The following is a 25,618-nucleotide window of genomic DNA, read 5'->3' on the forward strand; positions in this document are numbered from 1 at the left end:
GGAGGGCTGTGAGTGCACGGGCTCGACCGACAGTGCACGGATGCGGGGGCGGCCCGTCGCCGTGCGACGAACCGCCCCCGCAGGACCGGTCGCTGGGTCAGCCGACCGAGGCGGGAAACCGTTCCCAGACCCGGTGGTCGGCCATCAGCCGGTGCACTCCGGTGAAGACGTCCTCGCCGGAGTCGCCGGTGACGACGCCGGGCGTACCGGCGACGCCCGCCTGCTCCAGCACGGAGACACCGGAGCCCCAGGCGCCGATCGCCTTGGCGTGCCGCCAGCACTCCTCCACCATCAGCAGCACCCGGGGGTCCACCGGACCTGCGGAGGCCGCACCGGCCTTGGCGTCGCGGGCCGGCGGCGCGTCCGGTGCCGGGGCGGGTGCGCTGGCGATCAGCAGCGCGTCGAGTTCCACCGACCGGCCGGTGGCGAAGCTGCGCTGCGCCGGCAGGTCACCGATCAGGCCACCATGCGGGGCGATCAGCAGCGGCACCATGTCGGCGGCGAAGACCGCCCGCCGGACGTCACTGACCGTGTCCAGGTCGACCTCCGGGTCCACGACGATGCCCACCATCCGTCCGTCGGCCGGCCACTGCCGACCCACCTGGGACAGTGCGGGGCTGGGCGTGACGTCGGCGAGCGGCACGGTCGGTTCCGGGGCGGGTAGCCCGAGACCGGTGGCGACCTGGGCGCAGAGCACCGGGTCGATGTTGGCCAGGCACTGGAGCTGCCGTTCCTTGATCTCCTGGTGGTAACACTTGCCCAGCTCGAAGGTGTAGGCCCGGATGATGTGCTCCCGCTCCACCGGCGACATGCTCAGCCAGAAGAGTCGCACCTGGCTGTAGTGGTCGTCGAAGGAGACCGGGTTGGCCCGGATCTTCGGCGCCTCGGCCACCCGCACCGGCACGTCCAGGAAGGCGTTCTCGGCGTCGCCGGCCGGGGACGGGTTGCCGCCGTCGAGCGAGTTCGGCCGGTACGGCGCCACCCCGGCGTGCACGGCGTGCTGGTGGAAGCCGTCGCGCAGCATGTCGTTGACGGCCGCGTGCGGCCGGTTGATCGGGATCTGCGCGAAGTTCGGCCCGCCCAGGCGGGTGAGCTGGGTGTCGACGTACGAGAAGAGGCGGCCCTGCAACAGCGGATCGTTGGTGACGTCGATGCCGGGCGGCAGGTGGCCGACGTGGAAGGCGACCTGCTCGGTCTCGGCGAAGAAGTTCGTCGGCGTACGGTTCAGCGTCAGGCTGCCGACCAGCTGCACCGGGGCGAGTTCCTCCGGCACGATCTTCGTCGGGTCGAGCAGGTCGATACCGGCGAACGTCTCCTCCGGGGTGTCCGGGAAGACCTGGAGACCGAGTTCCCACTCCGGGAAGGCACCCGCCTCGATGGCGTCGTACAGGTCGCGCCGGTGGAAGTCCGGGTCCATGCCGGCGAGCATCTGGGCCTCCTCCCACACCAGGGAGTGCACGCCCAGCTTCGGCTTCCAGTGGAACTTGGCCAGCACCGTCTCCCCCGCCTCGTTGACCAGGCGGAAGGTGTGTACGCCGAAGCCCTCCATGGTCCGGTACGAGCGCGGGATGCCCCGGTCGGACATGTTCCAGATGGTGTGGTGCTGCGCCTCGGTGTGGAGCGAGACGAAGTCCCAGAACGTGTCGTGCGCGCTCTGCGCCTGCGGGATCTCGCGGTCCGGGTGCGGCTTGCCGGCGTGGATGATGTCCGGGAACTTGATCGCGTCCTGGATGAAGAAGACCGGCATGTTGTTGGCGACCAGGTCGAACGTGCCCTCGTCGGTGTAGAACTTCGTCGCGAAGCCCCGGGTGTCGCGCACCGTGTCCGCCGAGCCGCGTGACCCGAGGACGGTGGAGAACCTGACGAACACGTCGGTCGTGCGTCCCTTGCGGAGGAACCCCGCCCGGGTGACGGCCTCGGCCGCACCGTACGCGGTGAACACGCCGTGCGCTCCGGCGCCCCGGGCGTGCACGACCCGCTCCGGGATGCGCTCGTGGTCGAAATGCGTGAGCTTCTCGCGGAGGTGGTGGTCCTGGAGCAGCACCGGCCCCCGGGGACCGGCCTTGAGCGAGTGGTCCGTGTCGCGCAGCCGTGCCCCCTGCGCGGTGGTCAGGTAGGCGCCCTGCTGACCGTTGGCGCTGGCCGGAGCGCCGGTGCGCGCGCCGGTCGGCGTACGGGTCTGCGGGCTCCCCTGCTCCGGTTTGGGGGGCAGCGGATCCTGCGGTGTGGTCGGCTCCGACACGGTCGCTGGCGCGCTGCCCGGTTTGCCGGGCACTTCCGGCGTGAGGGCGTCGGTGACCTTCTCCGCGGCGGACTCCACCGCGTCCTTGACCACCTTCGCGGGGTTACGGGCATCCATATCGGCAAGTACCTCCTGGAACACAAGTACCGGATGCCACCGCGATACCCTGGCCGGAGTCGGCAAAACAGGGCGAACGGTATGAGTCTGGTGAGGCCCGTTCCTCGGTTCCCGGCTAGGCCCGGCGCGCGTGAACGCGTTCGATGGCGCCGTAGCTGAGGCGTTCGGTGGCGAGCACCTCGACGTCGAGCCGCCGCAGGGTGTGCAGTGGGCGACGGGTGTAGTGCTCGCCCTGCAACGGCACGCTCACCAGGTCGACCACGTGCTGCGCGGCGCGCAGCAGCGGGTGGGAGGCGACGATGTGGTCGGCGAGCAGCAGGCTGCCGCCGGGGCGCAGCACCCGCAGCGCCTCGGTCAGCGCGGCCCGCTCGTCGGGGACGCAGCAGAGCGCGAAGGTACAGACCACCGTGTCGAACCGCGCGTCGGCGAAGGGCAGGGCGGTGGCGTCGGCGGCGGCCAGCGCGACGGTACGACCGAGGTCGGCGGCACGCCGCCCGGCCGCGTGGACCATCCGGGGACTCCAGTCGACGCCGCTCAGTCGCACGTCGGCCGGATAGTGCGGCAGGTTGAGGCCGGTGCCGACGGCCACCTCCAGGGTCTGCCCGGTGGCCCGGCGGCACACCCATCGGCGGCTGGTCCCGAGCAGCCGACGTTCCGCCGAGGCGGTCCGCCGGTCGTACCCGCTGGCCCGGTCGTCCCAGTAGTCGATGAGCCGGTCGCGTCGTCGCACGTGCAGCCTCCGCTCTCCCGCTCGACCCCGCCGGGCCGCCGCCGCCCAGGCATCGCCCCAAACCGATGGTCCCACCCACCCGCACCCCCCGACCGCCCCCCAACCCTCCCGCCCGCCCCGACCCCGCCCCCCGCCCCCCGACCGACGGCCGGTTGATCAAGAGGTTTTGGCCCTGCGCGCCGAGGTGTCGTGACCAAAACGTCTTGATCAACGCGCCGGAGCGGACGAACGACGCCTGCGGTGGGCACGCACATCGGCGACGGTGGCATCCTGTGACAGTCGCTGAGTGTGACGACTTCCCGCCAGTACCAGATGTCCACCGCGCCGCCTTTGCTCTGCTTCAACCCACGCAATAGCGCGTGAGCTGCACCAATTCGACGACGGCGCAGCGACCATGGCACCGAATACACTGCGGAGGGTTACCGATGCGTGGGTTGAAGCAGAGCAAAGGGGTCGCACGGGGGACGATGGGCGGGCGACATGACTACCAGCAGTGATGCCCCGGCACGCGCTGTCGGGGTGCGGGGTGCGGGGCGTGCCAGCGGGGACCGGCCCGGACCGGGGCCGGGCGCTAGCGGGGCCGGGCGCTAGCGGGGCCGGGCGAGGCGGTGGTGGCCGGGCGAGGCGGTGGGGCCGCCTCACGGGTCGCCCCGGCGAGATTGCCCGGGCTAGTCGATGGTCCGGTGGTCATGCGGGAGCCGGATCCGGGGGCGGGTGGTCAAGGGTGGTCGGGTAGGCGGCCTTCGGCGCGGAGTCGGGCGAAGTGGATCTCGGGTGGCGGTTCCGGGTCGGGGTCGGAGGGACGGGGTCCTTCCGGACCGTCGGCGGAGAAGCGCAGCAGCGTCTCGACGCGGGTGACCCGGAAACGGCGGCCGAGCACGGTCACCTCGCTGGCCCGGGTGGACTCGATCCGGTCGGCGGCACGCCGGTACTCCGCCGCCTCCGCCTCGGTCGGATCGGCGAGCCGGGGTACGAGCCACCGGAACTCGAACGTGATCAGGTCACGGGCCTCCTGCGGGGTGGCGACCGCCCGGCTCGTCGGCTGCCATCCGGCCCCGACCTGTTCGGCCACCGCGAAGCGGGTCGGCAGCAGGACTCCGTCGGGGTACGCACGCACCGCGGCGACACTGTCGGCGTACACGTCGGCGGGCACCTGGGCACGCGGATAGCGGGCCGGCAGCAGCTCGACCTTGAGCACCGCCGCGCCGAGGCCGGTCGGTTCGGCCGGGTCGGCGACCAGGTCGGTGCCGCCGAGAAAACTGTCCGAGGTGTCGGCGTCGCGCGGGTCCGGGTCGGTGGGGCGGGGCGGCTCCGGCCCGTCCGGGCCGAAGCGGACGAAGGTGTCCGCCCGGATCACCCGGTGCCGGCAGCCTCCGACGGTCACCTCGTCGACCTTCTGCCAGTCCAGGACCGTCCGCGCCGCGGTCAGCTCGGCCAGCAGGTCCGCGTCGGCGGTCTCGGCGATCCGGTCCCGGAGCCGGTGCGCGAGCGCGTCGCGGGCGGCCTGCGGGGTCTCCTCGACCAGTTCGTGTACCCGCCAGCGCCCGCCGCCGAGATCCACCGCGTAGCCGAACAGCGGGGCGCCGAGCCGCAGCGTCGGGTACGCGCCGGCCCGCTCGACCGCGTCGTGCTCGGTGACCAGCCCCACGGGGTCGTCCCGGTGCCGGATCCGAATCACCGCGTCCGGCGGCTGCTCACCGTGATGCATAGCTCCACATTGTGTTACGGCAGTCGTCAGTGCGCCAGAGGCGACGGTGGATTCACCGTCCGGAGGACCAGCGGCGACGCACCTCGGCCGCCGCCGGGACGAGCAGCGCGAAGCCGAACAGCCCGGCCAGCCCCCACGGCTGGTGGTCGGTGGTCGCCTCCACCCGGCGTGCCGCCCCGGAGGTGACCAGCTCGCCGTGGATCCGGTAGTCACCGACGGCCGGGGCGGGCAGCGTCATCGGAACCCGGACGACGCGTTCCTCCCCGGCGGCGAGATCCGGCGTGTCCGGGGACGCGACGAAGCCGGTCGGCTCCGGTCCCCGACCGACGCTGAAGGAGAGCGTCACCGCGACCGGCACCGGCTCGTCGTTACGCAGCCGCAGCACCACGGTCCGCCGCGCGGACGCACCGAACAGGGCGGGCCAGCCGCCGTCGCGTTCGACGTGTGCCCCGACGACGACCGGGGGGCGGGTCGCCGCCGATCGGAGGGTGCCGCCGGGTTGCCGGGTCGCGCCGGTCACGCGCAGCGGCGCGGTCGCCGAGAGCCGACCCTCCATCGTGCGTACGCGCACCTGGCAGGGACAGCCGTCAGCCGGCGCGGCGACGGTCAGCGGCGCGCCACCGGCACCGGAGCCGGACAGATGGATCTGGGCCGAGGTGTCCACCGCGCAGCGGGGCGGCGTACCCGCGTCACACAGCTCGATCACGACGGTGCCGGCGGGCCAACCGGTGAGCCGGACCAGCACCTGCTCCCCCGGTCTCGCCTCGGCCCGGTCCAACGTCACCCGAGGGCCCGGCCCCGGGGCGCCGGTCAGCGCGAGGCCGGCGAGCAGGGCGACTGCCCCGTACGCGAGCCACCTCATGCCGGCGACGTCCGACGACGCCGGATCGCCCGAAACCGGCTGACCAGCAACGCGCCCAGGGCGGTGAGCAGCAGCGCCGTCCACACCCACGGCACGGCCCAGGTCACGGCGGTGCGGTGCACGGTGGGCAGCATACGGTCCGGGGTGGCCGGGTCGACGGCCACGTCGGCGGCGAGCCGTCCAGCCGGCACCACACCGTTGATCTGTTCGGTGACGGTGATCGCCGCGCCGGGCAGCAACTCGGGCACCTCGACCGGCTCGGTGCGGGCCAGTCCGATGCCGAAGGGCGCGGTCAGGCGCACCTGGGTGGTGCCGGTCAGCCGGGTGTTGCCGGTGTTGCGCAGCCGGTAGCTGACCACCACCGGGCCGGTGCCGAACGGGTTGACCGGGTTGTCGTACCCGATCCGCATCGCCTCGACCTGGAGGCCGGGGCGCACCGGGCCGGCGACCCGCAGGTAGATCCGGGCGGCGACGCGGCGGTCGAGCCTGACCTGCCCACCCGTCTCCGCCACCTGGGCGATCGAGGCGACCACCCCGCCGGCGTGGTCACCGGGGCTGGCGTTGGCCGGTACGCCGATCCGGAACGGCAGGATCACCTGCTCGCCCGCCGGCACCCGGTAGGTGCGTTCGGCGAACTGCGTCCAGGCGCCCACGTCCACCGCCGGACGGCTCGCCGGTTGCAACGCGAAGCCGCCGTCGGCGGTGGTGAAGGCGTCGGCGCCGTACACCGCGAAGGTCATCGCGGTCGTGCTCAGGTTGGTCAACGCCACCCGGTCCTCGATCACCTGACCGGGTTCGGCGTCGTGGACGAAGTAGCTGCGGCCGGTGGGGCCGGACGGTCCGGACGGCTGCACCGCCCAGGTGAACCCCGCGTCGCTCGGCGACGGTGACGGGGCGGGAGCCGGCGCGGCGAGGGCGACGGCGGGTCCACCCGCCAGCACGGTGACGAGCAGGACCACGGTCACGGCGACCAGGTGCGGGGAAGGGCACCTCGTCATCGATCTGCGCACAACAAGATGCCCTTCCACGCGTCAGGACAGGGTCAGGGTCAGGGTGGCGGTGTAGTCACCCGGACCGGTGGCGGCCGGGACCCCGAGGCCCAGGTCGGCACCGCACCGGAAGCTGCCGGCGCTGGCGCCGGCAGTCGAGCCGCACAGGGTACGGGCGCTGCCCAGACCCGTACCGTCACCCGGGTTGGCCCGTCCGCCCGGGGTGACCACCCCGGACGAGCCCACCAGCTTGTCGGCGAGCACGGACGCGTTCGGCGTCCAGCCGAGGTTGTCGGCGGCGATGGTGCCACCGAGCGCGCTGGTGAAGTCCTCCACCTGACCGACCACGTTCCAGCCGGCGTTGGTGCCGCGCAGGTCGCTGACGGTCACCGCGTTGAGCGCACCGTCGGCGACCCCGCCGGGGTGCACGGCCGACAGTGCCACGGCACTGCCGGACGAGGTCAGCGTCAGCGGACCGGACTGGAGCACCGTGGCGGTGATCTCCTGCTCGGCGCCGCTGGGCCCACCGGTGGCCCCCCGGAAGGTGACCGGGGTGAAGGTGTCCTGGCTGCGGTCGCTGGAGGCGTGTGCCGCGAACGTCAGCACGTAGCACTGGGTCACCGTGCAGTCGACCGTGTCGCCGTTGCCGTCGGTGTAGCTCGGCACCAGGTCCAACGTGGTGGAGAAGGTGCCGTCGGCGGCGAGCTTCACCTGCGCCGCGGAGGACGAGGCGTTCTTGTGCACCCACTTCACCGGCTTGTACGGACGGGAGTTCGTCCAGTGGTTGTCGACCTTCGGGCCGAACGCCACATAGACGCCGACCCCGCCGTTGGCGTCCGGGTCGAACCCGGAGCCGGTGACGGTGACCGACGTCCCCTCGGGGTCGAGGGCGGCGGACGGGTCCACGGTCACCGACGGGGTGGCGGGGCCGCCGCCGCCCGTCCCGGTGGTGAAGGTGAACGACGTCGGGTCCAGGGCCGTGCCGGCGGTGAAGAAGCCGGCGAAGGCGGTGGCCCCGGTCTCGGTGAGCGTGGTGGCCAGGTTGTTCCAGCTAACCGAGCCACCCGAGACGGTCGGGCTGGCGCCGCCGGTGCCGAGGGTGGCGATGGCGGCCTGCTCGATCTGCACCGGCTCGAATCCGCCGCCGCTGACCTCGAGGTCGACATCGGCGAGCAGCGAACCACCGGCACCGTCCACCACCACGGTGGGGTTGGCCAGCGTGATCTTGAAGAAGTGCGAGGGGTACGAGAACACGACCGTGCCCCCGTAGTTGACGGTGGTCGCGCCGGTGGCGCTGTCGTACGTGCCGCCGGTGACCGGGAACGTGAAGGTGCCGTCCGCCTTGCGGGTGGCACCGTCGGCGACCCCGATCGGCGGATTGCCGTTACCGGTCGAGACGTACGCCCGGAACGAGCTCTTGAAGCCCCAGTCGAGGCTTCCCGCGGTGACGTCGGCGGGTGCCGCCGTCGCAGGGGCCACCACGGCCAGTGACGCGGCGGCGCCGAGCACCGCTGCCGACGCCCACCGGTACGACCGTCGGCGGATACCGCCGGGTCTGGGTACGGACATGAGTCTTCCTCTCGGAGGGGGTAGGGCTCGATTAGGTTAGGCTCACCTAATCTTTTGGGAAATCCTCCGAACACCCTCTTGCGGACGCGGCAAGATCTACTTAGGTTAGCCTAACCAAATCTTCGGAGGTCACTCATGCCTGCCCGCCTCGCCGCCGCCCTGGTCAGCGTGGTGCTGCTGGTCATCGGCGCCCTCGCGGCCGGCCCCGCGTACGCGGACACGGTCGGCAGGGGCCCCGACGGCCAACGCCTCTCCGTCAGCCGGACGACCGCGATCCCCCTCGCCGGTGCCACCGTCACCGTCTCCGGATCCGGCTACGACACCGCCAAGGGCATCTACGTCGCGTACTGCGTCGACAACGGTGCCGGCGCACCGCCCTCGCCCTGCGGGGGCGGCATCGACACCAGCGGCGCGACCGGCGCCTCGCACTGGATCTCCTCGAACCCGCCCGCGTACGGCGAGGGGCTGGCCGTCCCGTACGGCTCCGGCGGCTCGTTCAGCGTGCGGCTCCGGCTGACCGCGACGATCGGCGACGTGGACTGCACCGTCCGGCGCTGCGTGGTGGCCAGCCGCAACGACCACACCCGCAGCTCGGACCGCGCGCAGGACGTCAAGGTGCCGGTCACCTTCGCCGCGCCGGCGGCCAGCCCGACCACCCGGGCCACCGCCCCGGCGTCGTCGGCGCCCGGCGGCACCACCCGGACCTCCGCCGCCCCGGCGCCGGCGGCCTCCGACGCACCCGTCGGCACCACCGGTCCGGCCGGCGCCGTCGAGGGATCGGCTCCGCCCGAGGCGGGTACGGCCACCGGCACGGGCGGCACCGTTGGTGATCCGGTCAGCGCCGACCAGCACCTGCTCACCACCCAGGTCAGCGACAGTGGACCGGCCGGACGGTGGTTCACCCTCACGGTGGCCGGACTCGCCGCGCTGCTGGTCCTGCTGGTGGTCCTGCGGATCCGTCGACGTCGGCAGGGACAGCGGTGAGGCGCGTACTGCCCGCGCTGCTGGCCTTGCCCGCGCTGCTCGGTCTCGTCGCCTGCGACGCCGCCGCCGGCACGCCGGGCGCCACCACGGCGACCGGCTGCGGGCCCGCCACCGCCGTGGTGACCGACACCGACGTCGTCCCGGTCGGCGGCGACCCCGGCAGCAACCTGCCGGTCACCGTGGACTCGGCCGACGGGACGACGGTCACCGTCACCGACGCCAGCCGCATCCTCGCGGTGAACCTGTACGGCTCCATCGCCGAGATCGTCTTCAGCCTCGGCCTCGGCGGCCGGGTGATCGGGCGGGACACCTCCACCACCTTCGCCGCCGCCACGCACCTGCCGGTGGTCACGCCGGCCGGACACGACCTGGCCGCCGAGGCGGTGCTGCGGCTGAACCCCACGGTGGTACTCGCCGACACCAGCATCGGCCCACCCGAGGTGCTCAACCAGCTCCGTCGCGCCGGCATCCCGGTGGTCCTGATCGACGACGAGCAGAGCCTCGCCGCCATCCCCCGCAACATCCGCGCCATCGCCGCCGCCCTCGGCGTACCGGCGGCCGGGGACCTCCTCGTGTCCCGGGTGGAGGCGGAGATCGCCGAGGCCCGCCGCAGCGCCCCGGCGGACGGCCCGCCACTGCGCATCGCGTTCCTCTATGTGCGGGGCACCGCCGGGGTGTACCTGATCGGCGGCAAGGGCGCCGGCTCCGACGAGATGATCCGGGCGATCGGCGCGACCGACGCCGGCACCGAGATCGGGTTGTCCCGGTTCCGGCCGCTGACCAGCGAGGGTCTGATCAACGCGGCACCGGACGTCATCCTGGTGATGACCGAGGGGCTGGAGTCGGTCAAGGGCGTGGACGGCCTGCTCGCCCTGCCCGGCGTCGGCCAGACCCCGGCCGGTCGACACCGCCGGATCGTGGACATGGACGACGGGATGCTGCTGAGCTTCGGGGCGCGGACCGGCCGCACCATCCAGGCCCTCGCCGAGGCGGTCCACCGACCGTGCACATGAGACGGCCCCTGCTCCTGGTCGGGCTGAGCGTCGCCCTGGTCCTGCTCTGCCTCGTCGCGGCCGGCACCGGGCAGGTCCAGGTGCCGCCCGCCGAGGTGCTCGGATCACTGCTGCACCGCGTCGGGCTCGACGTCGGTCCCCTGCCGAGCGCCCCGCACGGGGAGAGCGCCCTCTGGGTGGTCCGGTTCCCCCGGGTCGTACTCGCCGTCATCGTCGGCGCGGCGCTCGGCTGCGCCGGCGCGCTGATGCAGGGCGTCTTCGGCAACCCGCTGGCCGAGCCGGGCGTCATCGGCGTCTCCTCGGGCGCCGCGGTCGGCGCCGCCACGGTCATCGTCACCGGCGTCGCCACGCTCGGCGGCTGGACCGTCGCGACCGGCGCGTTCCTGGGCGGTCTCGCCGCCACCGCGCTGGTCTACTCGATGTCCCGCACCGGCGGACGCACCGAGGTGGTCACGCTGGTCCTGACCGGCATCGCGGTCAACGCGGTGGCCGGCGCGCTGATCGGCCTGCTGATGTTCTTCGGCGACGCCGACGCCGTACGCGCCATCGCGTTCTGGCAGCTCGGCAGCCTGGCGCAGGCCAACTGGGCGGCAGTGGGAGTGACCCTGCCGTGTGCGGCGGTCGGCATCGCGATCGCCGCCGCCACCGCCCGCCGCCTGGACCTGCTCGCCCTCGGTGACCGGTCGGCCCGGCACCTGGGCGTCCACGTGGAACGGTTGCGGCTGGCCATGATCGGGGTGACCGCGCTGCTCGGTGCCGCCGCGGTGGCCTTCACCGGCGTGATCTCCTTCGTCGGGCTGGTCGTGCCGCACCTGGTCCGGATGGTCGCCGGGCCGGGTCACCGGCTGCTCCTGCCGGCCAGCGCGCTGGGCGGGGCCATCGTGGTCGTCGCCGGGGACCTGGCCGCCCGCACCCTGGTCGACTACCAGGAACTACCGCTCGGCGTGCTGACCGCCGTGGTGGGCGGCCCGTGCTTCTTCTGGTTGCTGCGCCGGACCCGGACCCGGGCGGGAGGATGGGGATGAGGCGGCGTACGGCGGTGCCGGAGATCGGTCGCGATCCGGTCCGCCTGCGGGTGGACGGGTTGGGTGTCCGGCGCGGCGGCCGACCGATCCTGACCGACGTCACCTTCGACGTCCGGGGCGGGGAACTGCTGGCGCTGGTCGGGCCGAACGGCGCCGGCAAGAGCACCCTGCTCGGCGCGATCTGCGGCGACCTGGCACCGGCCTCCGGCGACATCGCGTTCGCCGACCGGCCGTTGCACCGCTGGGCTCCGGTCGAGCTGGCCCGACTCCGCGCGATGCTGCCGCAACGGGCCACCATGACGTTCCCGTTCACCGTCGGCGAGGTGGTCGCGATGGGCCGCGCACCCTGGGCCGGTACGCGGTACGCCGACGAGGACGACGACGCGATCCGCGAGGCGATGCGGCTGACCGGCACGGAGTCCTTCACCGACCGGGTCTTCTCGGCGCTCTCCGGTGGCGAGCAGGCGCGGGTGGCGCTGGCCCGGGTACTCGCCCAACGCACCCCGATGCTCATGCTGGACGAGCCGACCGCCGCGCTGGACCTGCACCACCAGGAGTTGGTGCTCCGGTTGGCACGCGAGCGGGCCCGTCAGGGCGGTGCCGTGGTGGTCGTCCTGCACGACCTGGCGCTTGCCGCCGCGTACGCGGACCGGATCGCGTTGCTGGCCGGTGGGCGGCTGGTCGCCGACGGGCCACCGGTCGAGGTGCTCACCGCCGACCGGCTCAGCGAGGTCTACCAGCACGAGATCGAGGTGCTGCCGCACCCGCGCACCGGCGTACCGCTGGTGCTGCCGGTCCGCACGGACGGTTGACGGCCCGCCGGTGATGACCGGCGGGCCGTCGTGCACAGCACGGAATCAGCTCGTGTCGGGCCGTGGGGTCAGGCCCAGCGCCGCACACGCCTCCCGGTACATCCGGGCGGCCTCGGCCCGGATGTGCCGCCGCTCGGTGAGCGGGGCACTGAAGGGCACCCGCACCGGGACCGGGACACCGTCCACGGTGGCCGCGAAGTACATCGCCTCGGCGTCCATCCCGGACATGGTCGCCGCGGTGGCGGTCGGTCGACCGCCCAGGCCCTGGCAGATCAGCCGGCAGTCGTCGGCGTGGTCGGTGTTCATGTGCCGCATGACGGCCGACACCACGTCGGGCGGGAACGGGTCCGCCGCGTTCACGCCGCACTCCCCTGCGCCACGTCCCGGCCCAGCTCGGCGATCATCTCGGTGTTCAGCCGGTACGCCCACGACACCTCGTCCAGGAAGCGCTGCCGCTCGACCTCGTCCCACGGTGCCGTGTCGAGCAACTCGCGGTAGTGCTGCTTGAAGGCGGCCGCGTCCAGGTCGGGGAAGAGGAAGAACCGGACGCCGTCGGTGTCGAGGCCGAACGTGCGGCGTACCGCCCGTACCATCACCTGCCCGCCGGAGAGGTCGCCCATGTACCGCGTGTAGTGGTGGGCGACGAAGCCCGCCGGCCAGGTGAACGCGACCTCGCGCAGGCGTTCCTGGTACTGCCGGGTGGCGGGGCTCGGCGCGATCCGGGTGGCCCAGTCGGGGCCGTGCAGGAACCGCAGGTCGTCGACGATGCGGGGCAGGCGGCGCAGTTCCTCCACGACGAACGGCCCGGCGACCGGGTCGTCCCGCATCGCCTCGGCGGCCTCCTCCAACGTCTGGTAGACGACGTGGAGCTGCTCCAGCAACGCGGCGTACCCGGCCCGGTCGAGCTGCCCCGACAACAGGGCGTCGAAATACGTCACGTTCTGCGCGGCCCGGTGGTCCGCCCTGGTCAACTCGCGCACCTGTGCGGCGAACCCCATGAACACCTCCTGTTAGGTAAGGCTAACCTATCATGATCATCGGTCGGTGGGGAGAGGGCACCAGGTCAACATTCCAGGAAGGTAAACCCTTGTTCCGCTTGGTCGCCTGGCCTGGCGCAGTCCACCACATCTTGCGACGCTAGTGATCGTGTATGACTACGACCTGTTGGTACTGGGCTCAGGGCCGAGCGGTCAGAAGGCCGCCATCGCCGCCGCCAAACTCGGCCGACGGGTGGCCGTCGTGGATCGACGCGACATGCTCGGCGGAGTCTGCATCAACACCGGCACCGTCCCCTCGAAAACCCTGCGCGAGGCCGTGCTCTATCTGACCGGCCTGAGCCAACGAGACCTGTACGGCAGCAGCTACCGGGTGAAGGACGAGATCACCGTCAGCGACCTGGCGGCCCGCACCCAACACGTGATCAACCGACAGACCGACGTCATCCGCAACCAGTTGACCCGCAACCGGGTCACCCTGATCACCGGCACCGGCCGCTTCGCCGACCCGCACTCGGTCTGGGTCGACGGCGGCTCCGGACGGGATTCGAAGATCACGTTCGACAAGGCCATCATCGCCGCCGGCACCAGACCGGCCCGACCGGACAGCGTCGACTTCGACGACCGGACCATCGTCGACTCCGACGGGGTCATCAACCTCCAGGCCGTGCCGCGCAGCATGGTCGTGGTCGGCGCGGGCGTGATCGGCATGGAGTATGCCTCCATGTTCGCCGCGCTGGGCACGAAGGTCACCGTGGTGGAACGTCGCGAGCGGATGCTCGACTTCTGTGACGAGGAGATCATCGAGTCGCTCAAGTACCACCTGCGCGACCTGTCGGTGACGTTCCGCTTCGGCGAGGAGGTCGCCGCGGTGGAGAAGCACCAGAACGCGGCGCTGTGCGTACTCAAGAGCGGCAAGCGGATCGTCGCCGACACGGTGATGTACTCGGCCGGACGGCAGGGCCAGACCGACGGGCTGGACCTGGAGGCGGCCGGACTGACCGCCGACCGGCGCGGTCGGATCGAGGTCGACGCGAACTACCGGACCACCGTGGAGAACATCTACGCCGTCGGTGACGTGATCGGTTTCCCGGCCCTGGCCTCCACCTCGATGGAGCAGGGCCGGCTGGCCGCCCAGCACGCCTGCGGCGAGCCGGAACGCCCGATGCACGAGTTGCAGCCGATCGGCATCTACACCATCCCGGAGATCAGCTTCGTCGGGAAGACCGAGGACGAGCTGACCGAGAGCGCCACACCGTTCGAGGTGGGCGTCGCCCGCTACCGCGAGCTGGCGCGCGGCCAGATCGTCGGCGACTCGTACGGCATGCTGAAGTTGCTCGTCTCGCCGGACGACGGCCGACTGCTGGGCGTCCACGTCTTCGGCACCGGCGCCACCGAGATCGTCCACATCGGACAGGCGGTGATGGGCTGCGGTGGAACGGTCGACTACCTGGTCGACACGGTGTTCAACTACCCGACGCTGGCCGAGGCCTACAAGGTCGCGGCGCTGGACGCGTCCAACAAGATCCGCAACATCACCCGGATCGACACCTGACCGCCCGGCGATCGTGCGGTGCTGCGATGCTGCCCTGGTGGCGTCTGCTGGGAGCACTGTCGAGCTGACCCGTCTATGCCGTCGCCCGTCGAGACCGTTCGGCCGGTGGGCCATCACCACTCCGCGACCGCGACCGCTTGGGCCCCGCAGCCGTTCAGCCCCACCGACCGCCCGCCGATCATTCGCCCTGACCACCTTGCCGGACGCCGTGTCCGGAGCCCGTTCCCACCCCCGCCCCCGACACAGGTCCGAGCCTGGACAACGTCCGAGCCTCGGCAAGGTGCGTATCTGTCGACGGCCCGAGCCTGGCCAAGGGTCGAGGTGGGGAAAGGTCCGAGCCCGGGCACGGCTCCGAGCCCGGGCACGGGCACGGGTCAGCATCGCCCACCGGCGGCCAGAGGAAGTCCCGATCCGTTGACGCTCTCAGCTCGACAGCGCCCCAACCAGCACGACCCGCACCGGCCCGACGACGATCCGCCACCAGCGCCCGCGCCCGACGGTGGACGCTCAGACGGTGACCGGAGCAGGGCAGCGCACCGGGCTGAGGTGGCGGGCGTACGCGCCGGTGGTGAAGAAGGCGGGCAGGACCTCACCGAGCGCGGTCTCCTCGACGATGCGCGCCGCGTGCTCGGCACGCTCGCGCTCGGCGGCGTTCCCGCGCCCCTCGACCAGGGTGACCAACTCCTCGTCGAGGATCGCCCGGACCCGCTCCTCCGTGACGCTGCCGCCACCGGCCAGCGGCGTACCGTGGTGCAGCCACTGCCAGACCTGGCAGCGGGCGATCTCGGCGGTCGCCGCGTCCTCCATCAGGTTCCACAGCGCCACCGCACCGGCCCCGCCGAGCCAGGCGTCGACGTAACGCAGCGCCACCGCGATGTTGGATCGCAGGCCCGCCTCGGTGACCTGACCGGGGGTCTTGTCCACGGCGAGCAGATCGGCGGCGGTGACCTCGACGTCGTCGCGCTGCCGGTCGAGTTGGTGCGGGCGTGCGCCGAGCACCGCGTCGAACTCCTCGCGGCAGGTCGGCACCAGGCCGGGGTGGGCCACCCAGGAGCCGTCGAAACCGGCTGCTGCCTCGCGCTGCTTGTCGGCCCGCACCCGGCTCAGCGCCGTCTCGTTGACCTCCGGGTCCCGGCTGGGCACGAACGCGGCCATGCCGCCGATCGCGTGCGCCCCGCGCCGGTGACAGGTCCGCACCAGCAGCTCCGTGTACGCGCGCATGAACGGCACGGTCATCGTCACCTCGGCGCGGTCCGGCAGGACGAAGTCCGGCCACTGCCCGAAGTTCTTGATGATGCTGAAGATGTAGTCCCACCGGCCGGCGTTCAACCCCGCCGAGTGCTCCCGCAGCTCGTAGAGGATCTCCTCCATCTCGAACGCGGCGGTGATCGTCTCGATCAGGGTGGTCGCCCGGATCGTGCCCTGCGGCAGCCGCAGGTAGTGCTGGGCGAAGACGAAGATGTCGTTCCAGAGCCGCGCCTCGCGGTGGTCCTCCAGCTTCGGCAGATAGAAGTACGGTCCCGCGCCGGCCGCGAGTTGCCGTCGGGCGCAGTGGAAGAGATAGAGCCCGAAGTCGACCAGGCTGGCCGAGATCGGCCGACCGTCCACCACGATCCCCTTCTCCACCAGATGCCAACCACGCGGACGGACCACGATGGTCGCCAGGTCGTCGCCGAGGGAGTACCGCTTGCCGCGCGCGTCGGTGAAGTCGATCCGCCGGTCCAGCGCGTCCATCAGGTTGAGCTGCCCACGGATGACGTTGTCCCAGGTGGGGGCGGTGGCGTCCTCGAAGTCGGCGAGCCACACCCGGGCCCCGGAGTTGAGCGCGTTGACCGTCATCTTGCGCTCCGGCGGGCCGGTGATCTCGACCCGCCGGTCCTCCAGGCCGGGGGCGGGCGGCGCCACCCGCCAGCTCGGGTCGGCGCGGACGCCGATGGTCTCCGGCAGGAAGTCGGGCAACTGGCCGGTGGCGAACCGGTCCCGGCGGGCCCGCCGGGTGTCCAGCAACGCCACCCGGCGAGCCGAGAACTCGCTGTCCAGCGTGACCAGGAACTCCAGCGCCTCGGCGGTGAGCACCTCGGCGAAGCGCTCCGCCACCGGGCCGATGATCTCGTACCTCATGCGAACTGCTCCTCTTCGGTCGAACCCCGCAGCGCGGTGGTCTCGGCGGTCGGGTTGAGCACCGTGCTGATCAGGTCGAAGTAGCCGGTGCCCACCTCGCGCTGGTGCTTGACCGCGGTGTAACCGGCCGCCTCGGCCGCGAACTCCCGCTCCTGGAGCGACACGTACGCCGGCATCCCCTCGGCGGCGTAACCTCGGGCCAGGTCGAACATCGAGTAGTTCAGCGCGTGGAAGCCGGCCAGCGTGATGAACTGGAACCGGTATCCCATGTGGCCGAGTTCGCGCTGGAACTTGGCGATGGTGGCGTCGTCGAGGTGTTTGCGCCAGTTGAACGACGGCGAGCAGTTGTAGGCGAGCAGCTGGTCCGGGTACTCGTCCTTGATCGCCTCGGCGAAGCGGCGGGCGACCTCCAGGTCCGGCTTGCTGGTCTCCATCCAGAGCAGGTCGGAGTGCGGGGCGTACGCGAGCCCTCGGGCGATGCACGGCGCGATGCCGTTGCGGACGCGGTAGAAGCCTTCCGGGGTGCGCTCGCCGGTGACGAAGGGGCGGTCCCGCTCGTCCACGTCGGTGGTGAGCAGCGTGGCCGCCTGCGCGTCGGTGCGGGCCACCACCACGGTCGGCACCCCGGCGACGTCGGCGGCGAGCCGGGCCGCCTCCAGTGTGCGAATGTGCTGGCCGGTGGGGATGAGCACCTTCCCGCCGAGGTGGCCGCACTTCTTCTCGGCGGCGAGCTGGTCCTCCCAGTGCACGCCGGCGGCGCCGGCCGCGATCATCGCGCTCATCAGCTCGTACGCGTTGAGCACGCCGCCGAAACCGGCCTCCGCGTCGGCGACGATCGGGGCCAGCCAGTCGATGCCCGACGTGTCGCCCTCGGCGGTGGTGATCTGGGCCGCCCGCAGCAGCGCGTTGTTGATCCGGCGCACCACGGCCGGCACCGAGTTGGCCGGGTAGAGGCTCTGGTCCGGGTAGGTGTGCCCGGCCAGGTTGGCGTCGGCGGCCACCTGCCAGCCGGACAGGTAGATCGCCTTGAGCCCGGCCCGGACCATCTGCACCGCCTGGTTGCCGGTGAGCGCCCCCAGCGCGTGCACGTAGTCCTCGCTGGTGAGCAGCCGCCACAGCCGGTTGGCGCCGTGCCGGGCCAGGGTGTGCTCCTCCTGGATGGCGCCGCGCAACCGGATGACGTCCTCGGCGCGGTAGCTGCGCCGTACTCCCCGCCAGCGGGGGTTGGTCTCCCATTCGTGCTGCAACTGCTCGACCGCGGAAAGCATCGTATTCATCCCCTTCGGATTTCTGTGTCACATACGGTCACACGGCCTGTCAGGGCCGGTCGAGAGACGGAAGGAGCCAATTATTGAAAAGCCGAAGAGCGATTTTGCAAAGTTGTGAAAGGCTCTATTCGCAGCAGTGCTAATGTGGCCCGACCTGATCCGCCGACCGGGAGGCGAGGCGATGACCAAGACCTTTGCCGGCGCCCGTCTGCGCCGGCTGCGCGAGGAACGCGGGATGAGCCAGACGGAGCTGGCCCGTCACCTCAGCATCTCCCCGAGCTACCTGAACCAGATCGAGCACGACACCCGCCCGCTGACCGTGCCGGTGCTGCTGCGCATCACGGAGCTGTTCGGCGTCGACCCGACGGTGTTCGCCGCGCACGACACCCCGCGCCTGGTCGCCGGGCTGCGCGAGGCGCTGCCCGCCCGGGCCGGCATCACCGAACTCACCGAGCTCGCCACCCGCCTGCCCGAGGTCGCTGCCGCCGTCATCGACCTGCACCGCCGCTACCAGCAGGCCGACGAGCAGCTCGCCGAGCTGGTCGGCGACCGGGAGCGGATCGGGCGCAGCCCACACGACCAGGTGACCGAGTTCTTCTACCGTCGGCAGAACTACGTGCCGGACCTGGACGAGGAGGCCGAGCGGTTGGCCGCCCGGATGGCGCTGCGTCGCGGCGAGGTGCGCGTCCTGCTGCGCGACCGGTTGGCGCAGCGACACGGAGTACGCGTCACCCGCGAGGAGCCCGGCTCGCTCGGCGGCGAGTTGCACCGCTATCGCCCGCAGACCCGCACCCTGCACCTGTCCACCTCACTGCGGGGCGGGCAGGAGGCGATGCGGATGGCCGCGCAGATCGCGTTGCTGGAGTGCGCCGACGTGATCGACGAGATCGTCGAGTCGGAGAACTTCGACGACGTGCAGACCCAGATCCTGACCCGGGTCGGGTTGGCCAACTACTTCGCGGCGGCACTGCTGCTGCCGTACGAGCACTTCCTGGCCGCCGCCGAGCAGCGCCGCTACGACATCGACCTGCTGACCCAGCACTACGCGCTGGGCTGGGAGACGGTCTGCCACCGGCTCAGCACCCTGCAACGCCCCCGGGCGCGCGGCGTGCCGTTCTCCTTCGTCCGGGTGGACCGGGCCGGCAACATGTCCAAACGGCAGTCCGCCACCGGTTTCCCGTTCTCCCGCACCGGCGGCACCTGCCCCCTGTGGAACGTCTACGAGGCGTTCGGCGCGCCCGGCCGGGTGGTCACCCAGGTCGCCGCGATGCCCGACGGGCAGCGGTACCTCTGGATCGCCCGCACCATCACCCGCCACCACGGCGGCTACGGCCAACCCGGCAAGGTGTACGCGATCGGGCTGGGCTGCGAGACGCGGCACGCCGGGCGGTTGGTCTACTCCACCGGGGTGGACCTGCACGCGGCCGAGGCGGCCATCCCGATCGGGCCGGGCTGCAAGACCTGCGAGCGGATGAGCTGCCCGCAGCGGGCCGCCCCACCGATCAGCCGGCACCTGGACCTGGACGAGAACCGCAGCACCTTCATCCCGTACCCGTTGCGGGACTGAAAGCCGGCGTCCGGCGCGCATGGCCCGGACCGGCCGGTCCGGGCCACCGGCGTGGCCACCCACCCCGACGACGCCGGTCGCGCAGCGTCACGGCCGCGACGGAGCTGCCGATACACTTGCCACCCCTCCGCACGTCCAGGGCAGGTGCATTGGCTCGTCGTCGCTTCCGCGTCCCCCGTCCGCTGCGCGCCGCCCTCGGCCTGCTCGCGGCCACCGCGCTGCTGGCCGGCTGCTCGGTGACCGCCCCGCCCACCACGCCCGCCCCGTTGCGGGTGCTCCAGATGAACCTCTGCAACAGCGGCATGGCCCTGGGCTGCTACACCGGGCGGGCGGTGGACCAGGCCGCCGAGGTGATCCGCGCCGAACGCCCGGACATCGTCACGCTCAACGAGATCTGCTCCGGTGACGTGGACGCGTTGGAGCGCGCCATGACCGGCGTGCACTCCGGCACCGTGGTCGCGGCCTTCCAGCCCGCCCGCAACGGCCGCACCGGCGAGCCCTACCGCTGCGTCAACGGCCAGCAGTACGGCGTCGGCGTGCTGGCCCACGTCGCCGACCCGTACCAGGGGCACGAGCTGCACCGGGGGGTCTTCCCGGCGCAGGACCCGGCCGACCCCGAGCAGCGCGCCTGGCTCTGCGTGGACGCCAGCACCGTCTTCTACGCGTGCACCACGCACCTGGCGTACACCAGCTCGACGCTGGCGCTGGCCCAGTGCGGGCACCTGCTCGGGGTGGCCGTACCCGAGCTGCACGCCGGTGCCGGCTATCAGCCGACGGTGGTCAGCGGCGACCTCAACCTGCGGCACGGCGGCACGCCCGACGTGCGGTCCTGCGTACCCGCCGACTACCAGCACCTGCACGACGGCGGGGTGCAGCAGTTCATGGCCACCCCGGACCTGACGATCACCGCCAGCAGATCGATCGACATGCGCGGCACCACCGACCACGCGGCGTTCCTGGTCACCCTCACCACCGAGCGGGCCGAGAACCCCGCCGCCTGACGACCTGGACCGTCAGTCCCACCAGAACGCCCAGGTCGGAGCGTTGACGATGCGGTCCGCGTAGCCGGCGAGCGTGCACGGGCTCTGCCCCTGCCAGATGTTGTCCGGGCAGAAGGCGAAGTGCTCGGCGGCGATCGGCAGCGCCTCGTCGACGGTCGTCGGCGGGGCGGCGACCGAGAGGTACAGCTCGGCGAAGCCGAGGCCGATCACGCGTACCCCGAACCGGTCCTCCCAGCTGCGCAGCACCGCGGAGAGCCGGCCGGCGTCGTTGGTGTAGTTCACCGGCCCCTGCCAGCCGAGGACGGCGAGCGCGTCGCTGCCCCGCTCGGCGGCGACCAGACCGAGCCGCATGTCGGGCTGGGCCAGCGACAACTGCTCGGCCCAGTGGTCGGCGTGCTCCTGCGGCGTCACCCGGGGCGACGCCGGTGCCGCCAGGCCGGGCCAGTCCTGGCCGTACGGCGCGGAGACGGCGAGCTGCCTGCTGGTCGGCTCACCGCCCTCGTAGTCGGTGGTGTGGTCGGACCACCATCCGGCCAGCAGCCGCTCGGGGGCGTGCTCCGCCGGGTCGGAACTGCTCGCCGGCCACAGCTCGCCGTCGGCCCAGGGGCGATCCGGGTCGCCGTGCAGGTGGTCGAGGAGCAGCGGCCACAGCCCCGACGTCGCGTGCGCCGCGTGCAGCTCCGGCCACAGTCCGGACGGGGCCGGGCCGTCGCTGAGCCACAGCGCGGGACGCTCGTCGGGTGCCTCCTCGCTGCGGACCGTCCGGCCGGGCGGAAGCGACACGGGCAGGGTGCGGCGGTGCGGCTGCGCGTCGGCGAACAGCTCGGCCAGATCGGTGGGAAGGTCGTTCAACTGCGAGGTCACGAGGCGTGAGGATAGTCGCCTACACCGACAACTCCGGCCGACGAGCCGTTCGCTCCGACCCGTGTCATCCCGGCGCGTCGGCCAGGATCTGCTCGCGCAGGATGTCGGCGTGACCGCAGTGCTCGGCCAGCTCGCGCAGCACGTGCAGATAGACCCAGCGCAGCGGGATCGGTCCGCGCCGGTTGCCGTGCAGCAGGTCGTCCAACCCCAGCGGGGCGGTGGCACGACGGGACGCCGCACACGCCTGCCGGTGTGCCTCCTGGACGCTGGCGACGGTGTCACCGTCGTCGAGCAGGAACGACTCGTCCGGCGTGGCCGGGATGCCGATCTCGGCACGCGACCGGCGCGTCACCGCCTCGTCGAACCAGACCTTCTCCACGAAGGTCGCGTGCTTGACCAGACCCAGCAGGGTCGTCCGGGACGGCACCAGCGACCGGCGGGCCTGCTCCTCGGTCAGCCCGTCGAGACAGTGCTGCAGCTCGGCACGGTGCTGGTCGATGAAGACCTCGAACTGGTCCCGCAGCGGCGCGTCGATGACCCGCTCGAAGTCGGGCACGGAGGGCGATGACATGAGCGAAGCATGTCAACCCCGCGACGGCGGGGCAAACAGGTTGCCGAATCCTCGCCGCATGCTGCCGTCAGCAGAATGCCTTGGCCGGTCGCGGCCGGTCCGGACATCCTGGCCGCATGGACCTGGGCTTCGGTGGTGAAGTGGCACGGCTCTACCAACGCTACCGGCGCGGCTATCCGCCGGCCGTCTTCGACGTGCTGGCGACGACGTTCGGTCTGACGCCGCAGGACGTGGTCGTCGACCTCGGCTGCGGCACGGGCCAGCTCACGCTGCCGATCGCCGCCCGGGTGCGGGCGGTCGTCGGGGTCGATCCCGAGCCCGACATGCTCGTACTCGCCCGTCGGGCCGCCGAGGAGCAGCGGGTCGACAACGTGAGCTGGGTGCTCGGTGCCGACTCCGACCTGCCCGCGTTGGGGCGGCTGTTCGGCGACGGGAGTGTGGGCGCGGTGACCGTCGGGCAGGCTCTGCACTGGATGGCGCATGAGAGCGTGTTCGCCGGGCTCCGTCCGCTGCTGCGTCCCGGTGGCGGAATCGCGGTGGTCGCCAACGGGACCCCTCTGTGGCTTCAGGACACGTCATGGTCGCGGGCACTACGTGCCTGCCTGGAACGCTGGCACGGCACCGAACTGAGCCGGAGCTGCGGCACCGACACCGACAGCCGACGCCGGTACGCCGACGCACTCACCCGGCACGGTTACCACGTCACCGAGACCGTGGTCGAATACACCGACGAGATCGACCTGGACGCTCTTCTCGGCGGCGTCTACTCCAGCTTCCCGGTCGACGCCCTGCCCCCGCCGGCGCAACGGACGGAGCTGTCCACGATGATCCGCGACGCGCTGGTCCCGGCCACCCGGTTCCGCGAGCACGTCCGCGTCTGCGTGCTGACCGGCCGGATCGGGTAGTCCCGACCCGGCCGATCGCAGGTCAACGTTGCACGCGGGCGCCGGCTCCGCGCACCAGTGCCTCCACCTCGGCGAGGTTGGCCATCGACGTGTCGCCGGGGGTGGTCATCGCCAGGGCGCCGTGGGCGGCGCCGTACTCCACGGCCTGGGTCAGGTCGCCGTCGCGCTCCAGCAGGCCGTAGATGAGCCCGGAGGCGAAGCTGTCGCCGCCACCGACCCGGTCCATGATCTCCAGGCCGGGGCGGTGGGTGGCCTCGGCGAACGCGCCACCCGACCATGCCACGGCACCCCAGTCGTTGACCGTCGCGCTGTGCACGCCGCGCAGCGTGGTCGCCACGACCTTGAAGTTCGGGTACTCCTGGACGACGGCCTCGATCATCGTCTTGAAGTTGCCGGCGTCGAGCGCGCCGCTGTGGATGTCGGTGTCCGGCACCTCGAACCCGAGGCAGGCGGTGAAGTCCTCCTCGTTGCCGATCATCACGTCGACCAGGGCGGCGAGCCGACGGTTGACCTCCCGGGCGCGGTCCTGACCACCCACCGCCTTCCAGAGGCTGGGCCGGTAGTTCAGGTCGTAGGAGACGATGGTGCCGTGCCGGCGGGCGGCGGTCATCGCGGCCTCGGCGGTCTGCGCGGCCGTCTCCGACAGCGCCGCGTAGATGCCGCCGGTGTGCAGCCACCGCACGCCGAGCGTGCCGAAGAGGTGGTCCCAGTCGACGTCGTCCGGCTTGAGCTGGCTGGCGGCGGAGTGGCCCCGGTCGGAGGTGCCGACCGCCCCGCGTACGCCGAAACCGCGCTCGGTGAAGTTCAGTCCGTTGCGCACGCTACGGCCGATGCCGTCGTAGGGCAGCCAGGTGACGAAGCTGGTGTCCACGCCGCCCTGCAGGATCAGGTCCTCCAGCAGCCGGCCGACCTCGTTCTGGGCGAACGCGGTGACCACCGCGGTCCGCAGGCCGAAACAGCGGCGCAGGCCCCGGGCCACGTTGTACTCGCCGCCGCCCTCCCAGGCCCGGAACTGACGCGCGGTGCGGACCCGCCCCTCACCGGGGTCGAGTCGCAGCATGACCTCGCCGAGCGAGACCAGGTCGTACCGGCACTCGTCCTTCGGCCGAGGGGTCAGCTCGCTCTGCGCGCTCATGCCGGCACTCCGCTCCGCTGCGTGCCGCCATGAGGCACCACCGCACTGCACCCGATGATTCGCTCGCTCTGCGCGCTCATGCCCGGCCTCCCGCCGCCGCCACCGCCGAGGCGGTCCGGCTGGTGATCTCGTCCCACTGCTCACCGGCGATCAGGTCCGCCGCCACCATCCAGGTCGCGCCGACGGCCAGCACGGCCGGCAGGGCAAGGTACTCGTCGATCACGGCGGGCGTGAGGCCGCCGGTGGGGATGAACCGGATGTCGCGGAACGGCGCCGCCAGCGCCTTGATCATCGGCGCGCCGCCCAGCAGTTGGGCGGGGAAGAACTTGACCACGTTCAGGCCGGCGTCGACGGCCATCTGGATCTCGGTCGCGGTGGCCGCGCCGGGGAAGACCGGCACGCCGGCCTCCTGACAGAAGCGCACCACTGCGGGGGCGAAACCGGGGGTCACCACGAACCGGGCACCGGCGGCCACGGCCCGCTCGGCCTGCTCGGCGGTGAGCACGGTGCCAGCACCGACCGTGAGATCGCCGCGCCCGGCCACCGCCTTGATCGCGTCCAGCCCGGCGGCGGTACGCAGGGTCACCTCGATCGCCGACAGACCACCCTTGACCAGCGCCGAGGCGAGTGGATCGGCGTGCCGGGCGTCCTCGAGGACCACCACCGGCAGCACCCGTCCGACGTCGATTTTTCCAGATCCCTGGCCAGATCGTTCAGATCCTTGAACGTTAGTCACGTACGTGACCTTACTGGAGGCGTACCGGCTTCGCTAGAGTGGGCCGGTGCCCACCGCGCCAGAGGAGTTCCAGCCCGTCAAGTCGGCCGGCCGCACTCTCGACCTGCTCGAACTGCTCGCCGACCAGCCGCGCTCCTGGGCCCTGGGCGACCTGGCACGCGCGCTCGGCATCCCCAAGAGCAGCCTGCACGGGCTGCTGCGCACGTTGACCAGTCGCGGCTGGGTGCAGACCGACGACACCGGCACCCGGTTCCGGCTCGGCCTGCGGGCCCTGCGGGTCGGCGCCGCCTATCTCGACGGGGACGACCGGGTCGGCCTGCTCGGCAGCGTCCTCGACGAGCTGTCCCGCCGGTTCGGCGAGGCCGTCCACCTCGGCCGGCTCGACGGCGACCAGGTGGTCTACCTGGCCAAGCGGGAGTCGGTGCACCGGCTGCGGCTCTACAGCGCGATCGGCCGCCGGTTGCCGGCGCACGCCACCGCCCTCGGCAAGGCCCTGCTGGCCGGGCACCCGGAGCAGACGGTCGACACGTTGCTGACCTGGCCGCTACCCCGCCTCACCCCGCACACCGTCTGCGACCGGGACGCCCTGCACGCCGCGCTGGCCGACGTCCGAGCGACCGGGCACGCGGTGGACCGGGAGGAGAACGCCGAGGGCATCGTCTGCTTCGCGATGGCCGTCCCGCTGTCGTCCCCGGCGGTGGACGCGGTGAGCATCTCCGTTCCGGTCTCCCGGCTACGGCCGGAGATCGAGGCGTCGATCGTCGCGGCGCTGCGGGAGATGATCGGTGGCCTCACCCAGGCCCGCAGCATGGTGGTCGCGTAGCGGGCTCGGGGCGGCGATTCCACCCC

At 72.2% G+C, this 25,618-nt stretch carries 23 protein-coding genes; 9 read left to right on the forward strand and 14 right to left on the reverse strand.

Annotation, left to right across the window (positions count from 1 at the left end; all coding sequences use genetic code 11):
* Positions 1 to 97: 97 nt before the first annotated feature.
* The 6 genes from ACFYTT_RS22770 to ACFYTT_RS22795 form a co-directional block, all read right to left on the reverse strand.
* Positions 98 to 2,359 (reverse strand): catalase, encoded by a 2,262-nt coding sequence (locus ACFYTT_RS22770; RefSeq protein ID WP_387261948.1) that lies wholly within the window; start codon positions 2,357 to 2,359, stop codon positions 98 to 100.
* Positions 2,360 to 2,474: 115 nt separating this feature from the next.
* The gene (locus ACFYTT_RS22775) at positions 2,475 to 3,089 is read right to left on the reverse strand and encodes a class I SAM-dependent methyltransferase (protein WP_357211926.1); all 615 of its coding nucleotides are present in this window, start codon (positions 3,087 to 3,089) and stop codon (positions 2,475 to 2,477) included.
* A 718-nt stretch (positions 3,090 to 3,807) separates the two neighbouring features.
* Positions 3,808 to 4,797, reverse strand: a complete 990-nt coding sequence (locus ACFYTT_RS22780) for a DUF5954 family protein (protein ID WP_387261952.1) — start codon at positions 4,795 to 4,797, stop codon at positions 3,808 to 3,810.
* A gap of 52 nt (positions 4,798 to 4,849) precedes the next feature.
* Positions 4,850 to 5,659: a hypothetical protein gene (locus ACFYTT_RS22785; RefSeq protein ID WP_387261955.1), complete on the reverse strand. Its 810-nt coding sequence runs from the start codon at positions 5,657 to 5,659 to the stop codon at positions 4,850 to 4,852.
* A complete protein-coding gene (locus tag ACFYTT_RS22790) occupies positions 5,656 to 6,657 on the reverse strand; it encodes a WxL protein peptidoglycan domain-containing protein (RefSeq protein WP_176093921.1) in 1,002 nt (333 codons plus the stop codon). Before ACFYTT_RS22790 ends, ACFYTT_RS22785 begins: the two co-directional genes overlap by 4 nt.
* Before the next feature lie 33 nt (positions 6,658 to 6,690).
* Complete coding sequence (locus ACFYTT_RS22795; protein WP_387261959.1) at positions 6,691 to 8,217, reverse strand: HtaA domain-containing protein; 1,527 nt, start codon at positions 8,215 to 8,217, stop codon at positions 6,691 to 6,693.
* 135 nt (positions 8,218 to 8,352) lie between these two features.
* Here ACFYTT_RS22795 and ACFYTT_RS22800 point away from each other — a divergent pair, with 135 nt between their 5' ends.
* Genes ACFYTT_RS22800 through ACFYTT_RS22815 form a run of 4 tightly spaced genes read left to right on the forward strand, consistent with a single transcriptional unit; the run spans position 8,353 to position 12,051 of the window.
* On the forward strand, positions 8,353 to 9,201 hold the full coding sequence (locus tag ACFYTT_RS22800; RefSeq protein WP_387261962.1) for a hypothetical protein: 849 nt from the start codon (positions 8,353 to 8,355) through the stop codon (positions 9,199 to 9,201).
* Positions 9,198 to 10,214: an ABC transporter substrate-binding protein gene (locus ACFYTT_RS22805; protein ID WP_254876847.1), complete on the forward strand. Its 1,017-nt coding sequence runs from the start codon at positions 9,198 to 9,200 to the stop codon at positions 10,212 to 10,214. The genes ACFYTT_RS22800 and ACFYTT_RS22805 overlap by 4 nt, the downstream gene beginning before the upstream one ends.
* Complete coding sequence (locus ACFYTT_RS22810) at positions 10,211 to 11,239, forward strand: FecCD family ABC transporter permease (protein ID WP_387261965.1); 1,029 nt, start codon at positions 10,211 to 10,213, stop codon at positions 11,237 to 11,239. Before ACFYTT_RS22805 ends, ACFYTT_RS22810 begins: the two co-directional genes overlap by 4 nt.
* Positions 11,236 to 12,051 carry a heme ABC transporter ATP-binding protein gene (locus ACFYTT_RS22815; protein ID WP_387261968.1) on the forward strand — a complete coding sequence of 272 codons (816 nt, stop codon included), beginning with the start codon at positions 11,236 to 11,238 and terminating at the stop codon, positions 12,049 to 12,051. The genes ACFYTT_RS22810 and ACFYTT_RS22815 overlap by 4 nt, the downstream gene beginning before the upstream one ends.
* Positions 12,052 to 12,096: 45 nt before the next feature.
* On the opposite strand, the gene ACFYTT_RS22820 is transcribed toward ACFYTT_RS22815, so the two are convergent.
* Positions 12,097 to 12,411, reverse strand: a complete 315-nt coding sequence (locus ACFYTT_RS22820; protein WP_387261971.1) for a DUF2470 domain-containing protein — start codon at positions 12,409 to 12,411, stop codon at positions 12,097 to 12,099.
* Positions 12,408 to 13,049 carry a heme oxygenase (biliverdin-producing) gene (locus tag ACFYTT_RS22825; protein WP_131051802.1) on the reverse strand — a complete coding sequence of 214 codons (642 nt, stop codon included), beginning with the start codon at positions 13,047 to 13,049 and terminating at the stop codon, positions 12,408 to 12,410. The genes ACFYTT_RS22820 and ACFYTT_RS22825 overlap by 4 nt, the downstream gene beginning before the upstream one ends.
* Before the next feature lie 148 nt (positions 13,050 to 13,197).
* On the opposite strand from ACFYTT_RS22825, the gene sthA reads away from it, so the two are divergent.
* Positions 13,198 to 14,601 (forward strand): Si-specific NAD(P)(+) transhydrogenase, encoded by a 1,404-nt coding sequence (sthA, locus tag ACFYTT_RS22830; RefSeq protein WP_131051801.1) that lies wholly within the window; start codon positions 13,198 to 13,200, stop codon positions 14,599 to 14,601.
* Between the two features lie 507 nt (positions 14,602 to 15,108).
* On the opposite strand, the gene aceB is transcribed toward sthA, so the two are convergent.
* Both aceB and aceA read right to left on the reverse strand, forming a co-directional pair.
* Positions 15,109 to 16,722, reverse strand: a complete 1,614-nt coding sequence (gene aceB, locus ACFYTT_RS22835; RefSeq protein WP_387261975.1) for a malate synthase A — start codon at positions 16,720 to 16,722, stop codon at positions 15,109 to 15,111.
* Positions 16,719 to 17,999 (reverse strand): isocitrate lyase, encoded by a 1,281-nt coding sequence (gene aceA, locus ACFYTT_RS22840; protein ID WP_131051799.1) that lies wholly within the window; start codon positions 17,997 to 17,999, stop codon positions 16,719 to 16,721. The genes aceB and aceA overlap by 4 nt, the downstream gene beginning before the upstream one ends.
* 172 nt (positions 18,000 to 18,171) lie before the next feature.
* Between aceA and ACFYTT_RS22845 the strand changes: the two genes are divergently transcribed.
* Together ACFYTT_RS22845 and ACFYTT_RS22850 are read left to right on the forward strand one after the other, a co-directional pair.
* Positions 18,172 to 19,557 (forward strand): short-chain fatty acyl-CoA regulator family protein, encoded by a 1,386-nt coding sequence (locus ACFYTT_RS22845; protein ID WP_131051798.1) that lies wholly within the window; start codon positions 18,172 to 18,174, stop codon positions 19,555 to 19,557.
* Positions 19,558 to 19,706: 149 nt separating this feature from the next.
* Positions 19,707 to 20,558 (forward strand): endonuclease/exonuclease/phosphatase family protein, encoded by an 852-nt coding sequence (locus ACFYTT_RS22850; RefSeq protein ID WP_236145595.1) that lies wholly within the window; start codon positions 19,707 to 19,709, stop codon positions 20,556 to 20,558.
* 12 nt (positions 20,559 to 20,570) lie between these two features.
* Here ACFYTT_RS22850 and ACFYTT_RS22855 read toward each other — a convergent pair whose 3' ends face one another.
* Positions 20,571 to 21,422: a DUF4253 domain-containing protein gene (locus ACFYTT_RS22855; protein ID WP_387261979.1), complete on the reverse strand. Its 852-nt coding sequence runs from the start codon at positions 21,420 to 21,422 to the stop codon at positions 20,571 to 20,573.
* A gap of 64 nt (positions 21,423 to 21,486) precedes the next feature.
* Entirely contained in the window at positions 21,487 to 21,993 is a 507-nt protein-coding gene (locus ACFYTT_RS22860; RefSeq protein ID WP_131051797.1) for a DinB family protein, read from the reverse strand.
* 116 nt (positions 21,994 to 22,109) lie between these two features.
* On the opposite strand from ACFYTT_RS22860, the gene ACFYTT_RS22865 reads away from it, so the two are divergent.
* On the forward strand, positions 22,110 to 22,898 hold the full coding sequence (locus ACFYTT_RS22865) for a class I SAM-dependent methyltransferase (RefSeq protein ID WP_387261982.1): 789 nt from the start codon (positions 22,110 to 22,112) through the stop codon (positions 22,896 to 22,898).
* Positions 22,899 to 22,920: 22 nt separating this feature from the next.
* On the opposite strand, the gene ACFYTT_RS22870 is transcribed toward ACFYTT_RS22865, so the two are convergent.
* Together ACFYTT_RS22870 and eda are read right to left on the reverse strand one after the other, a co-directional pair.
* The gene (locus ACFYTT_RS22870; protein WP_357211907.1) at positions 22,921 to 24,033 is read right to left on the reverse strand and encodes a sugar kinase; all 1,113 of its coding nucleotides are present in this window, start codon (positions 24,031 to 24,033) and stop codon (positions 22,921 to 22,923) included.
* A gap of 76 nt (positions 24,034 to 24,109) precedes the next feature.
* A complete protein-coding gene (gene eda, locus ACFYTT_RS22875; protein ID WP_357211906.1) occupies positions 24,110 to 24,769 on the reverse strand; it encodes a bifunctional 4-hydroxy-2-oxoglutarate aldolase/2-dehydro-3-deoxy-phosphogluconate aldolase in 660 nt (219 codons plus the stop codon).
* Between the two features lie 46 nt (positions 24,770 to 24,815).
* Here eda and ACFYTT_RS22880 point away from each other — a divergent pair, with 46 nt between their 5' ends.
* Positions 24,816 to 25,592, forward strand: coding sequence for an IclR family transcriptional regulator (locus tag ACFYTT_RS22880; protein ID WP_387261985.1), 777 nt, complete (start codon positions 24,816 to 24,818; stop codon positions 25,590 to 25,592).
* Positions 25,593 to 25,618 lie beyond the last annotated feature (26 nt).

Origin of the sequence: Micromonospora sp. NPDC003816 (assembly GCF_042874705.1) — a bacterium.
GTDB lineage: Bacteria > Actinomycetota > Actinomycetes > Mycobacteriales > Micromonosporaceae > Micromonospora.